Source organism: Leifsonia sp. KNZ13-11D (assembly GCF_056754895.1).
The window spans coordinates 587,034-600,134 of the sequence record NZ_JBPGWU010000001.1 but is presented as its reverse complement, the minus strand read 5'-3'; the positions used below and the strand labels follow the sequence as shown (position 1 = coordinate 600,134).

11 protein-coding genes are annotated in these 13,101 nt (G+C 64.0%); 1 reads left to right on the top strand and 10 read right to left on the bottom strand.

All coding sequences use genetic code 11. The features are described from left to right. Positions 1-9: 9 nt before the first annotated feature. Positions 10-492, top strand: coding sequence for a MarR family winged helix-turn-helix transcriptional regulator (locus ACR9Y5_RS03025; protein WP_481296577.1), 483 nt, complete (start codon positions 10-12; stop codon positions 490-492). A 513-nt stretch (positions 493-1,005) separates the two neighbouring features. On the opposite strand, the gene ACR9Y5_RS03020 is transcribed toward ACR9Y5_RS03025, so the two are convergent. The 10 genes from ACR9Y5_RS03020 to essB form a co-directional block, all read right to left on the bottom strand. Further along, a complete protein-coding gene (locus ACR9Y5_RS03020; RefSeq protein ID WP_481296576.1) occupies positions 1,006-1,764 on the bottom strand; it encodes a hypothetical protein in 759 nt (252 codons plus the stop codon). Positions 1,765-2,411: 647 nt separating this feature from the next. Next, complete coding sequence (locus ACR9Y5_RS03015) at positions 2,412-2,879, bottom strand: DUF5085 family protein (protein ID WP_481296575.1); 468 nt, start codon at positions 2,877-2,879, stop codon at positions 2,412-2,414. Next, entirely contained in the window at positions 2,876-3,319 is a 444-nt protein-coding gene (locus ACR9Y5_RS03010; protein WP_481296574.1) for a hypothetical protein, read from the bottom strand. The genes ACR9Y5_RS03015 and ACR9Y5_RS03010 overlap by 4 nt, the downstream gene beginning before the upstream one ends. A gap of 20 nt (positions 3,320-3,339) precedes the next feature. Beyond that, on the bottom strand, positions 3,340-4,212 hold the full coding sequence (locus ACR9Y5_RS03005; protein WP_481296573.1) for a hypothetical protein: 873 nt from the start codon (positions 4,210-4,212) through the stop codon (positions 3,340-3,342). 58 nt (positions 4,213-4,270) lie between these two features. Next, complete coding sequence (locus tag ACR9Y5_RS03000) at positions 4,271-5,167, bottom strand: hypothetical protein (RefSeq protein WP_481296572.1); 897 nt, start codon at positions 5,165-5,167, stop codon at positions 4,271-4,273. Between the two features lie 3 nt (positions 5,168-5,170). Further along, entirely contained in the window at positions 5,171-6,361 is a 1,191-nt protein-coding gene (locus ACR9Y5_RS02995; RefSeq protein WP_481296571.1) for a T7SS effector LXG polymorphic toxin, read from the bottom strand. A gap of 29 nt (positions 6,362-6,390) precedes the next feature. Then, positions 6,391-6,747 (bottom strand): hypothetical protein, encoded by a 357-nt coding sequence (locus tag ACR9Y5_RS02990; protein WP_481296570.1) that lies wholly within the window; start codon positions 6,745-6,747, stop codon positions 6,391-6,393. A gap of 269 nt (positions 6,748-7,016) precedes the next feature. Then, positions 7,017-7,457, bottom strand: coding sequence for a DUF4176 domain-containing protein (locus tag ACR9Y5_RS02985; protein ID WP_481296569.1), 441 nt, complete (start codon positions 7,455-7,457; stop codon positions 7,017-7,019). 2 nt (positions 7,458-7,459) lie between these two features. After that, positions 7,460-11,932, bottom strand: coding sequence for a type VII secretion protein EssC (gene essC, locus ACR9Y5_RS02980; RefSeq protein ID WP_481296568.1), 4,473 nt, complete (start codon positions 11,930-11,932; stop codon positions 7,460-7,462). Continuing rightward, a complete protein-coding gene (gene essB, locus ACR9Y5_RS02975; protein WP_481296567.1) occupies positions 11,929-13,062 on the bottom strand; it encodes a type VII secretion protein EssB in 1,134 nt (377 codons plus the stop codon). Before essB ends, essC begins: the two co-directional genes overlap by 4 nt. Between the last annotated feature and the right edge of the window lie 39 nt (positions 13,063-13,101).

The following is a 13,101-nucleotide window of genomic DNA, read 5'->3' as shown; positions in this document are numbered from 1 at the left end:
AAATGTGTCGTGAGCGACCAGGAATCGATCGAGTCCGCGCTGCGGGCGGCCGACGTGCTGATGCACGTCGCGGCGCAGTCGGTGATGCAGGTCGACCACATCGTGACGTCACCGCAGCTGCGGGTGCTCGTCTTCATCGCGACCCGCGGCCCGCAGAGCCCCGGCGACGTGGCCGTCGAACTCGGCGTGCACCCGTCGAACGCGACCCGCACCAGCGAGAAGCTGGTGCGCCTGGGCCTCATCCAGCGACGCGAGGACCCGGCAGACCGTCGCTACGTGCGCCTGAGCCTGACGCCCGAGGGCGAGCGGCTGGTGCAACGCGTGATCGCCCACCGCCGCAACGCCGTCGCCGAGGTGCTCGCCGCGATGCCGGACGACGAGCGCCAGGCCGCCTCCCGCGCATTCGCGGCGTTCGCCACGGCGGCCGGGGCGGCGCCGTTCGAGGACGGCCGGTTCACGCTGGTGCAGCCGGCGGGGCAATCGTCGGTGTAGGTCCGACGTTCTGATGGCATCCTTAGCCGAATCGGTGACCGAAGGCTGACCGAGCCAGTCCCGGGAAGCCCCAGAAGGACCACTGGCCCCGTCGTGTAGTAGTCGTGCGTTGTCCGCCAGCGCCTGCCGGAAGTAGTCAGCGGTCCCTTCGATGATCGCCAGGAGCTCGTCGCCGTTCTGAGGCTCGAGCGTGTAGCTCGCAACGTTGTGCATGCTCAGAGTGCGCGGTTTCAATTTCACGGACTCGTCCTCTTGTTTCCGTCAGTAACTATCGGGTTGCGGCATGAAGAGCCGGGGCGAGCGAAAGCGGCTCGGAAGGCAGCGCTACCGAGGCCGGCAGACGGCCGCCGTGCGCCGCCATGCCCTCTCTCGCCGTCAGCAGGTTGGATTTGCAGCACGCGCTGGGCAAGGGCCGTGCAGGCACTCTTGAGATGCCCGTTCGCTGCATCGGCTCCGACCACACTCCCATCGCCGCGACGCACGCGCCTCACTAAATGAGCTGCGGGCGCGCGCCTACTTATGCAAGTAAGTGGCCAACACCCAAAACAAACAGAACGCCACGCTGCTCCCCGCGACCCAAAGGATGACCGTGCGCATCAGTCTCACCCGCTGGGCCTTCGGCATTCCTTTTGGGCGCTCCTCCCAATAGGCACCATCCTTCGTCTTCAGGTAGGCGAGATACGCGAACTCCACTGGAAGGCTCGACATCACGCACGCAAAGACAATCAACATCGCCACGCCGAGAAAGTTGACGAGGTACTGACCCGAAGTCAACACATTGGGAACCACCGCCACTACCGCGACGGTAATCCACATGATTTTCGAGTGGTTCGACCGCGATACCGCAGCGAAGTTGCCCACCGTCCGTTTCTCCGAATGCCCCATCCGCAAGCGACGCCGCAACAACAACACATGCACGGCCAGCGAGGCAGCAACCAAGACAATTGCAACAATGCCGCCAACGATAAACAAGACGACAGACGCGCCCTTACCCAAGGATTTATTGAAGCTAGCTAACGGCAATGCGAGCAGACACATGGAATAGACCCAACCGAGCGCCGCGCCTGCCATGATCGCCGAAAACAGAACCTGATGCCTGTAGATGGCCCTTCGCCACGCAGTGGCTAAGAGCCCCGCGACGCTCAAAGACATGACTAGCCAGTTGATATTGGAGAGAATTGAGAAGACTTCTCCACCGGGGACGCCTGCGAACCAGCCGAGAGGCCCCAGGTTCGATATACCGAGGCAGACGAGGAGCACCACCATCATCATCGCCAGGCGGTCGAGCGAGGCTCACGTCCTGGACAAGGTCTTGAAGTAGCTGCGGTTCATATCCACGGCCGTAACCGGATGGCTAAATCTCTTCGCCACGGGTCACCTGTAGGAATTCTTGATTTGTTCTTTGACAACGTCTGTCGGGGACGGCCCAAATAGATGGTTATCCAGCGCGAGACCGATGCCGAGTCCCACCAGTGCACCGACAATAGTGCCAGCAGGGGGCAGGATCGCCGACCCGACGGCAGCGCCGATACCGGTTGACACAGCGGCGTTCGCAAAGTCGACCCCGGTATCGACCGCGAAGTCCGGAACGTCGTATTCGTCGACGCTTCCATCCCCGAAGGCGGCTGTTGTCTCTTCACGTCATCTCGTTCTCGCGGTTCGGGCAGAGAGCCCGTTCTTGTTCTCATCGCTGATGAGAGCGGCTTCGGGATAGACGTGAGCGGCTCAGCGAAAAATGCGTCACGGTCGGTCTCGCCAGTTTGATGGAGGCGCCGAACCGCCCCGAGTCGCGCGACAGATTCACGAGAATTCCGACGCGCGCCCTGACCAGCGTTCCGAAGGGACGGCAAGAAGCTGAATGCGACACCGCCCGGTCATGCCTCAGCCAACCGGTGCAGGTGTGCTGCTCTTGGGGAACCTCAGCCGTTCCGGTCGGCGTAACCGACATACACCAGCGCATGCGGGGCCACGCCTCGTTGCACCACGTGGTAGAACGGCGAATTGAGCTCCAGATCGTTCGCTTCGAGGGTCGCCAGGAGTTCCGCGTAAACCCGCTCCGTCTGATTCTCGAAGTCACTCTTCACCACGCCTCTGACCAGCGGAGAAACCTCGAAGTAGGAATCGAAGCGGAACGCTCCGGCTGCGTCGAAGATGCCCTCCCGGATCGGCAGGAACATCTCGATGTCGACCATCTCATCCATCGGGACGTTGTTCAGGCTGTAAAAGAGCGACCCCCTCGGAGAGGCGCCCGAAGACACCACCTCCCCCGCGAACGCCTCGAGGCGCGACCCCATCTCGCTGTAATGGAACTTCGCCCGAGAACGCAGCACATTCTGGAAAGCCAACCGTTCCCCGAACGCGACATCGTGGAACACCGCCTCGGTCACCGCTCCTCCGCCTCGGCATACAGATCCAGCACCGTCTCGCCGTAGAAGTCGAGGATCACATGATAGATGTTCACCAGCCGTAACCCGGCGTCAGCGACCGTCTGTGCGATCGCTTCGTACGGGACAGGCTGCTCGATGTCCCAGTGCCGGTAGAAGAAGTCCGTCTCGAGCTTGAGATGCTCGGAAAAATCGAACCCCGAGTCACTGTCGCCCACGAGCTGCACGCGATTACCGAGCGTCGTCAGGATCGTGAACTCGCGCGAATCAGGAAGGCCCCGGAACACCATCGGCCCTGTCGTCCAAAAACCGTTCTGCACCAGTGCGCGCCCGAAGTAGTCGACCGTCCCATCGATGATCTCAAGAAGCTCGTCACCCTCGCGAAGCCCCATCGTCAGACTGACCACGTTGTTCAAACTCAACGCGCGCCTTTTCACATCCATACCAACATTCCTCTCATTCATTACTTGCTCAGGTGCGTGACGATCTGAAGCAGCCACACGACCCCGATCACGCCCAGGAACACGAGCACACCGATGACCGCCTTCCTCAAACCTGCACAACGCTCGGCCTGCAACCGCTTGCGCTGCTTCGCCGTCAACTGGGGAAGCTTCTCCCAATACCCCTTGTCCTTCGACTTCAAATACGCCAAATACGCCAACTCGACCGGAAGACTCGGGGTTAAGAATGCGAAGACCAGCAAGACAACGACACCGGATGTGTTGACGACGTAATGCCCCTGGGTTGCGACATTCGGCGCAATCAGCACCAACGGGACGATGATCCACACCGTCTTCGACCGAGAGACGCCCGACACAGCCTCGAAGTTGCCCAACCTCCGCGTCTCGGAATGCCCCACCCGCAACCGCCGCCGCAACAACCACACATTCACCACAGTCGCCCCGGCCACCAACACCACCGCAACCACCGCTCCGACACCGAACAAAACCGGCGAGAGTCCGCCTTTGCCTCGTGTCGTCTCGAACGACAGTAGAACCAGCGCTACGGAGCAGAGACTGTAGACAAATAGCGCGGCCAACATCATCAGCACGCTCGAGAAGAACGTTTGATGCCGATGCAGCATCCTTTTGAACGGCGAGAGAACGAGAACGAGAGCGCAGAGCCCCCCGACAACCGCATGCGCATAAAGCAGGAACCGGTACGAACCGGCGCCCTGCAAGATCAACGCGTACGGCCCCAGCGTGCCCAGCCCCAGTATGAAGAGCACCAGCAGAGCCAACTGGCTGAGCATGCTCATCGATCCCCGGGTATTAGCCAGGGCCACAAAGTAGCGCCGGTTCGCCTCAGCGACGGCCCGCTGCTCCTTCTCGCTCACCAACATGGGTTCTTCTTCTCCTTGACCAAGAGTGCAACCCGCCGAGCATCCGGGGCCACTAATTCAGGTGCGTGACGATCTGAAGCAGCCACACCACCCCGATGATGCCCAGGAACACGAGCACCCCGATGGCAGCCTTCCTCAAACCCGCCCGACGCTCGGCCTGCACGCGCTTACGCTGCTTCGCCGTCAGTTGGGGAAGCCTCTCCCAATACCCCTTGTCCTTCGACTTCAAATACGCCAGATAGGCGAACTCGACCGGAAGACTCGGCGTCAGGAAAGCGAACAGCAGCAGCCCGACGACGCCGAGCGTGTTGACGAGGTAATGCCCTTGCGTCGCAACATTCGGCGCGATCAACGCCAGCGGGACGATGATCCACGCCGTCTTCGACCGAGAGATGCCCGAGACAGCCTCGAAGTTCCCCATCCGCCTCTTCTCGGAATGCCCCACCCGCAACCGGCGACGCAGCAACCACACATTCACCACCGTCGCGCCGGCCATCAAGACCACCGCAGCCACCGCTCCCACACCGAACACGACGGGCGAGAGACCGCCCTTGCCTCGTATCGTCTCGAACGCCAGCGGAATCAGCGCAACGAAACAAAGACTGTAGACAAGCAACGCGGCGAGGACCGCCATCACGCTCGAGAAGAACACCTGATGCCGATTCACCATCTTCTTGAACGGCGAGAGAACAAGAATCACCGCACACAGCCCACCAACGACCACATGTGCATAAAGCAGAAATAGGTACAAACGGAAACCTTCCGAGAAGATCAGCGCACAAGGCCCGATCGTGCCCATACCTAGGCTGTAGATCACCAGCACTGCCAGAAGCGCGAGCGTGCTCATTGACCCCCGGGTGTTCGCCAGGGCGACGAAATAACGCCGGTTCGCCTCAGCGACCCCCCGCTGCTCCTTCACGCTCACCAAAGAGTTCTTCTCGACCACCATTCCTCACAACCCGAACAGGCCCTTGAGCCCGTCTTTCGCGAGATCGAGCAGCGATCTACCCGAGAAAACTGGAAAATTCGGAGCGACGGCGAGGAACAATCCGACACCAGCTCCAACGACCGTGCCTAGAGGGGGAAGAATGAGCGAACCGACTGCGGCACCGGCAGCTGTAGCGGCGACGGTGCTTCCCAAGTCCACGCCTTCGTCGACCGCGAACTTCCCCCAATTGCCATCCCCGCCTTCACCGAAATGGTTTTCGACATTGACACCGAGGGTCAAGACATTGCCCGCGATTCCGGCGAACTTGCCGGCTTTCGCAAAACTGGAAACGCCCTTCCATCCTCTGAAGTCGTCAATGATCGCTGTCCGCGCAGCAGTGGCCCCCGCCTTTATCGGCCGCTTGTAGAAGTCGATCCGGGTGTCCGTACCCTCGTTGAAGAGCCTTCCCCCGTCATAGAGGTTCTTGCTTGCAGGCTTGTAGATGAACTTGTCGCCGAGCTTTATCCGACCCTTGGCGTCCTCTCGGAGCTTCCCGCCGGCCAAGTAATCGAGAATCTCACGCCTCTTCGCGATCCCTGCAAGAACTAGCGCACCCCCGGAGAGAACGTTGGAGGTGCCCCCCACCGGCTTGGCCAGGTCGTTCAGCAGAGCGATCGTGTCAGCGGTAGTGGCGACGAGCTTCTTCATGCTGTCAACGAACAGGCCGGCGGTGGATGCGGCGAATCTCTGGAGCGCTGTGATCCGGTCCTCGAGCTCTTGGATGTCCCTCTGCAACTGAGCGAGCACCAGCTCCAGCTGGTCGTTCTTCGCGTGCAGGGCGTCGCTCAGGCCGGGCACCGTTGTGGACGCATTGGCGGCTGAACGGTTCACCTCGATCTGATGCTCCGTCGCGTGGAGCTGCCTCCTGGTCGCTTCGAGTTGTGTCTTCAGCTCATCTTCCTTGAGCACGCCATAGCGGCTCACCTGCGAGTCAGCCGCCGTGTACTTCTCGAGCTCGCCCTTGATCGATTCGATGTCGCCCTTGGCGTTCGTGACACAGGGCGCGATCACCTGCGAGAACAACGCCTCGACCGCCGCGTAGCCCTTCCCGGACAGCTTCCCGCTACCCAGTCCGGCCGCGAGGCGAGCGGACGCGCTCGTCAGTTGGTCCAGCACTGAGCCAGCCGCCGTGAGGTTGGCTGACAGCGCCGTCATAACGCTCGCGGAATCCCCCGCTTCATAGGTCAAGCCCACCCCGTGCTACCCCTCTCAGCGTGCAGTCGTTCCGACTCCGCCTCCGCGGAAGCCTTCACCTGCCGCTCGGCGTCGACCAGAAACTCCGCTTGCTCATCCGAGAGCTGCCTCACATAGCCGTCGAGCTCGCGCCGCGCTGCCAGCCCCTTCTGCACGAAGTAGTTCGTCGCCCCCATCGCCACGCCGGCCTCCTCGTAGCGGGCAGTGTTGTCCCGCATCACCTGCCGGTACTCTTCCCAATTCCGCTGGAGGACACGGATCGTTCCCAGTTCCGAGTCGACTCTGCTCTCGTGCGCGCGGATCCTCTGATCCGCGCCGCCGCGGTCACCCGTGCTCGTACCGCTCATTTCGCTTCGCACCAGCCCGCCGCATCCTGCGTGTCCCGGTGCTCGATCTCCGACGCCAAAGCGGACACGTTGTCCGCCTGACCCCTCACACCGGAGAGCAACTTCGAGATGGGCGACAGAATCCCGTTCGCAACGCTGGCGCCCTCCGTCATGCTCGAGACGTTGCTCGAGCCGACGCTGGCACGCGCGCCGGATGCCGGGAGCGAAATACTCGCGAACCCCGACACGGCATCCTTAGCGGCGCCACTATTCGACGAAACCTTCACTTCTCATCCTCTCTCTGTTTGCTGATCAACCAACGACCGGAGCGCAGCGAAGGGATCGCCGCGCGCGATGTCCTCGTCTTCCGTCGTAGCCTGGGCTTCCGGAATGGCCGTCAGTGCTTCTTTGAAGTGCGGCGCACGCGCGATCGGCCGTCGCCCGTTCTCCATCTGGTCGAGAAGGTCCTCGATGAAGGCCTCGTCCGCGGCGTCGCTGTATCCCGTATGAACGACCTCCTGGACGTCGCTCGCGAGAACCGGGAACGTCTCCCGGTCAGGGGCCTCACCGTAAGGATGTGGTCCGACCAGATAGCGGGGCACCGCCTGGGTCAGGCTGTCGTCGGGCCGGTACGCTCCTCGCGCCAGGATGACGAACAGCCCTGACGCGTCTCCGGCTAGGCGGATCACCGATCCCAAACCCAGCAGGGGCTGCGTGAGTTCAAGCGCCATCGTCAGCTCTCGCTTTCGCGCTCGATGGGAATAGCGATCTGAGAAAGTTCGCCATCTATGAGGGAATGAAGCACATTCTTGCCATACGTCTGCTTCCGCACTTCGAAGGGCAGGTGGTCGACAAGCCTCTGGTTCGCCAAGTCGCCGCCGAACAGGATCTGGTCGACGTTGTCCTTCAGCGTTCCGACCAGCCCGAAATTGCCATTCACCTTCGAGAGGTGGTCGAGAAAGATCACCTGGGAGGTGGTGCCACCATGACCGAGGATCTCGGAGACGAGATCGGTTGGGAGCATGAGCTTCTCGAAGACGTCCATCATGCCGTTGATCACTACGCAACGAGGGCTCTCGGTGCCCAGTTCCATGAGGTCGACCAGCGCCTTCTTCACCGCATCGGAATAGCTTTTCAGCTCGCTCTTCCCGATGAAGAGAGAGGACGCAGGTTCGAGGAACGGCTGAAGTGCGCTGTGAGGGTCGATCACCACAAGGTGCTCACCGGGGACGACGTTCCGGAGGTTGGCGAACAAGGATGGATACATTGCAGCCGCCTGCTTCCCGCTCTCGGGGAAGATCGCCAAGGTCTTGCCCTGGAACAGCTCGAAAGCCTCCGGCACGGCGGTGCGCTGATTGAGGCCCAGGAACAGCGAGTTGCTGGAGACCTCTTCGATCTCGAACGCCCGCAACGCCTCCGCCGTGAGTTCCTGCGGCACCATCGGGATGGGATCCGGACGGACGCCCGTCCAGGCCTCGCCCAGTGCCGCGACCTCCTTCTCCAGGGTGTCGAGCACCGTTGCGTCGTCCTCGCCGGCGCAGGGCAGGAAGAACTGGATCGCGGTCGGAGCGTCGAGGTGTAGCTGGCCGCGGCCGAGGATCTCGCTCTGCATGACCCGGTCGCGACCGAAGAGGGTCGCGGCCTCGCCCTCGTCGTTCAGGTAGAGAGCGATCGACGTGGGGATGTTGCTGCTCATGTTCATGCGCAGCGAGTTCGCCCGGTTCGCCGTGAGGACCAGGTAGACGCCGAGCGCGGCGCCCTCCCTCAGCACCTGGATCAGCTGCGCGTCGATCGCCTCCTTCCGCTTGTCCTGCGCCAGGGCGTCGTAGCCGTCGAGGACGTTGAGGAGGGTGGGCAGCGACTCACCGGTCTTCGCCGTGTACTGGGCGACGGTCGCCACGCCCACGCTGCGGAGGCGCTGCTTGCGGTCGGCCAGCACTCCGGCGATCCGCTCCATCGCCTTCTGGAACTTCTCCTCCTCCTCCAGCGTGACGATGTCCGCGACGTGCGGGAGGGGTGCCACGGGGAGCAGACCGTTGTTTCCGAGATCGAGCAGCAGGAACTGCATCCGCTCGGGCGTGTTCTGCCGGGCCAGGTTCATCACCATCGTCTGCAACAGCGTGGAAGCGCCGTAGCCCGGGCTGCCGAACACGGCGGTGTGCCCCGCGTCGGCGAGGCTGAACCGGTAGACCTCCTGCGCCTGCCTGCTCGGGATGTCGAGCAGGCCGAGCGGGATGCCGTCCCCGTCGCCCACCGGCGGCGTCGCGATCCTCGTCTCCAGCGGCGGCAGCCACGGCTTGTCGGGCAGCACGGAGCCGGCGGCACGGGCGACCTCGGCGAGGTGGTCGACCACGGCACTCAGCTCGCTGACCGTCTCCGTCCGAGACTCCTGAGCGGATTCGTCGCCCGAGAGGTCCTGCGTCCACAGGTCGTACTGACCGAATTCGTTGATCAGATAGATGCGCTCGTCGACCGTTTCGGTGTCCGTCTTGTCCGGTTCGTAGGCGGCGCCGGACCACGCCGACTGGAACAGCTCGTAGATCTCGTTGTTGCCGACCTGGAGGTAGGCCCGCCCCGGCTCGACGATGCTCGCCGCATCCGGCGTCTTGATGATCTCGTTGGAGTCGGAGACGTCGGCGACCTTCAGAGCCAGCTTGAAACGGCTGTTCGACCAGATCTGATCGTTCACGACACCGCTCGGCTTCTGCGTGGCCAGGATGAGGTGCACCCCGAGGGAGCGCCCGATGCGCGCCGTCGACACCAGCTCCTCCATGAACTCGGGCTGGTTCGCCTTCAGCTCGGCGAACTCGTCCGAGACGAGGAAGAGGTGCGGAAGCGGCTTCGCCGGGTACTCCCTCCCATCGGCGCGGGCTGCGGCCGACCTGCCCTGCTTGTAGAGCCGGGTGTAGCCGTTGATGTGGTTCACGTCGAACTGCGCGAACAGGCGCTGGCGCTTCTGGAGCTCGGCCCGGATGGATGCCAGGGCCCGGGCCGACGCCGCGCCGTCCAGGTTGGTGATCGACCCGAGAAGGTGGGGCAGGCCGGCGAACATGTTCGCCATCCCGCCGCCCTTGAAGTCGATGGGCAGGAAGCCCACATCCTCCGGCGCGAAGTTGACGGCGAGCGAGAGCAGGAACGACTGGACGATCTCGGACTTGCCCGAGCCCGTCGTTCCGGCGACGAGACCGTGTGGGCCGTGAGCGCGCTCGTGGAGGTTCAGCTCGACGACGTCGTCCGTGCCGCGGAGACCGAGCGGCACGGCCAGCGTCTTCGACGTGTCCGCCGACGCCCACCGATCTGCGACGCCGAGGTCGGTGACCTCCGCCACCTGGTACAGCTCCAGGAACGTCACGGCCGTCGGCACGGCGTTCTTCTGCACTTCGACGTGGCGAAGGTTCGCGAGTCTCCTCAGCGACCGCTCGAGACCTCCGGGGGCTGGGTACGGCGCGAAGTCCCGGGCGACGTACGCGCCCTCATCGTTGACCAGCGTCCCGGCGCTTCTGTTCGCGTAGTCGACCAGTGCGGTGACCGTCTCGGGGAGGAGCTTCCGGTCCTCCGTGCCCCAGATCACCGTCACGCCGAGTCGGGTCAGGTCTTCGGCCAGGTATTCGTTGATCCCGTGACCGGCCAGGTGCGAGCCGTCGAGCACCGTGAACACGTAGTGCGGCGCGAACGCCGGCTTCTCCCGGCCGGCCTGTCGGAGCGCCTGCCGTCGCTGGGCCAGGATCTGCGTGAAGCTGTTCAGCGCCATGTCGCGGGTTCGTGCGTCGTGCACGAGCCCGCGGAGGTTCAGGCCCTGGATACTGAGGTGCGGGAGGAACCGCCAACGGCGCCAGTCGGTGCGGTACGACTCGTCGGACACCAGGACGATGACGTTGACGTCGCGGTACGAGTGGAAGACGGCGACCTGGAAGAGCAGATTCTGCGCTGCGAGAGTGACGGTGTCGCCGGACCCGACGAGCCCGATGGTCTGTCTGGCCAGGTTCACGGGCACCGGGACGCTCCGCTGGGTCGCGAATCGCTCGACCAACTCGGCGACCCGCCGGGCGTCGGCGTCGTCGTCGCGCTCGTCCACATCGGACATCACGGTCATCGTCGAAGGCGCATCGCCGACCCCGAGGGACACGTGGAGGAAGTCCTTGTTGTGCCGCAGCCTCTCGTAGATGCGCGGGTCGTAGCGATCGACCAGGTCCACCAGGGCCGCGGGGCTGGGCACGGCGAAGTCGCGCACCGTTTTCTCGCGCGACGAGTTCCGGGAGAGCGAGGCGACGATGTTCAGCAGGTAGCGCTCATAGTCCTCGCGTCGCGCCGCATCGCGGCTGCGGCGCGCTCGACGTTCTCCGAGGAACTGCGAGACCGTGAAGGAGGTCGTCAGCAGACTCAGCGCGGCCATGCCGACCATCAGCAGCGGGTTCCGCCCGGAGAGCACGGTCGTCGCGACACCCACGGCGACCATGCCGAGCGGCGGCAGGAGTGCTTTCAGGATGCTGTTCTTGTCCGGCTTCTCGGCCGGCTCGATCTTCTGGATGCGGATGGTCTCCGACGGCGGATCGACCGTGATGCGGGGGCTCCGCCGGTAATCGGGGAAGTCCGGCGGAAACTCCGCCACTCGCTCCTGGTCGAGGAACGTCCTCTCATCGAAGATCACACCGTCGGTGAAGGTCGTGAGACGCCATTGGCCGGGCCGCTTCTCGAGCAGGTACTCCGGTGTCAGCACGGCGTCGCCGACTGTCGCCTCATGCACGACGCCGCCTTCTCCGACGCTCCGGCCGCACAGATACACGAGGTCGCCGCCGGGAGCGACTGTGAGCTCGTCGCCCCGGATCGCGACCGTTCCCGATCTCGTCGTCCGCACCCCCGCCGTCAGGACGTCGCCGATGATGAACGCGGCACCACGGTCGAGCACCAGGTGTCGCGTCGTGGCGCTGCGCGCATCCACCACCAGGAGTCGTCGCCCCTCGGCGAGAGCCACGCCCTCTGCGACGGTGCTCCCGTTGATGAAGAGCCGTTCGCCGACCACGCTGAGCGTCACGTCGTCGCACGTGGCGAAGGGCCGAACCTCGGTGAGTGTCATCTTCGTCAGCTCGTCGCCCAGAAAGTAGACCGTGAAGAGCACGGTCGCCGGATCGACCCGGTCGTCGACGAGGCGTCGCGCGTCCTCGGCCGCCGGTTCCTGACCGAACGGCGCCGCCGTCGCGGCCGTCACTTCCCGCCATCCAGTCGCGCCGACAGGTCCTGGATGTTCTTGGTGTATTCCTCCAGCAGCTTCTGCTTCTGGGCGCCGTCCATCGTCGTGTTCAGCTTCGTCGCCTGATAGAGATCGGTGTAGGCGAGGAGGACCAACTGGTCGTCGCCGAGATTCTGTGCCAGATTCAGCGCTCGCTCGAAGTCTCCCCGTTCCAGCGAGATCCAGTACTCGAGGGTGTTGTCGTCGGTCTTGGTGGAGAGGTTGTCGAGGACCGCCTCCTTCTGGGCCGCCGTCAGCTCGGCGAGCTTGACGGAGCTCACGGCGAGGACATACCGCGCCGGCTTCGGGAGGTCCGCTGCGTCGTAGTCCTTCAACGCGCTCAGGGTCTGTCCGTAGTCACCGATCACGAAACTCGACTGGGCTGAGATGACCGCCTCCTGCTTCGGAAGCGAGTCGGCGTAGGCCGACCAGGTGAACCACCCGAGGACGAGGGCGGCGCCGGCGGCGATCGCCCCGATCGCCGCCGTCAACCGGTGCCGCCGGCGCGGCAGGGTCACGGTGCGGCGCGCCGCAGCGTGCGCTTCGCCCTCTGTCTCGGCGTCGACGAGTGCGACCACGTCGTCCACCGTCGCGCAGGCGACGACGCGCTCGCTGAACGGGTCACGCAGGGCGGAGGCACCGTCGACGAGCTTCTCGAACGGCATCCGGGGGTGGAAGACACTCAGGACCAGCGCCTTGTACCCGTCGAGGAAGACCTGGGGATCGAACTCCATCGGAGCGAGGATTCCGGCGAGGCCGGAGTGGATCGGCGCGGCGCCCGTCCCGGTGAGCACGATGTTCTCCGGATGCAGGAAAGGGACCGCGAAGCGCCCGGAGGCGCCGCGGAGGGCGGACAACCGCTGAGCCGCCTGCAGTCTCGCCAGCCGGGTCTTGGCCTCCTGCACGGCCGCGCGCAGCGTCTTCGAGCCCGGTGGGACCGTGTACGCGAGGGCGGCCTGGAACTCCTCGGGGCATTCCGCGTGCACCGTCACGTGCCGTCGGACGACGTCCATTGAGGCCATCCGGACCTGAGCGCCGGCGAGGAAGACCGTGACAGAGTCGCCCGCACGCTCGAACTCCAAAGCGTTGCGGCCATCGAAAAGTCTCATACGTGTACCCCCAAGGATGTGATTCTCGATCCTAGTACA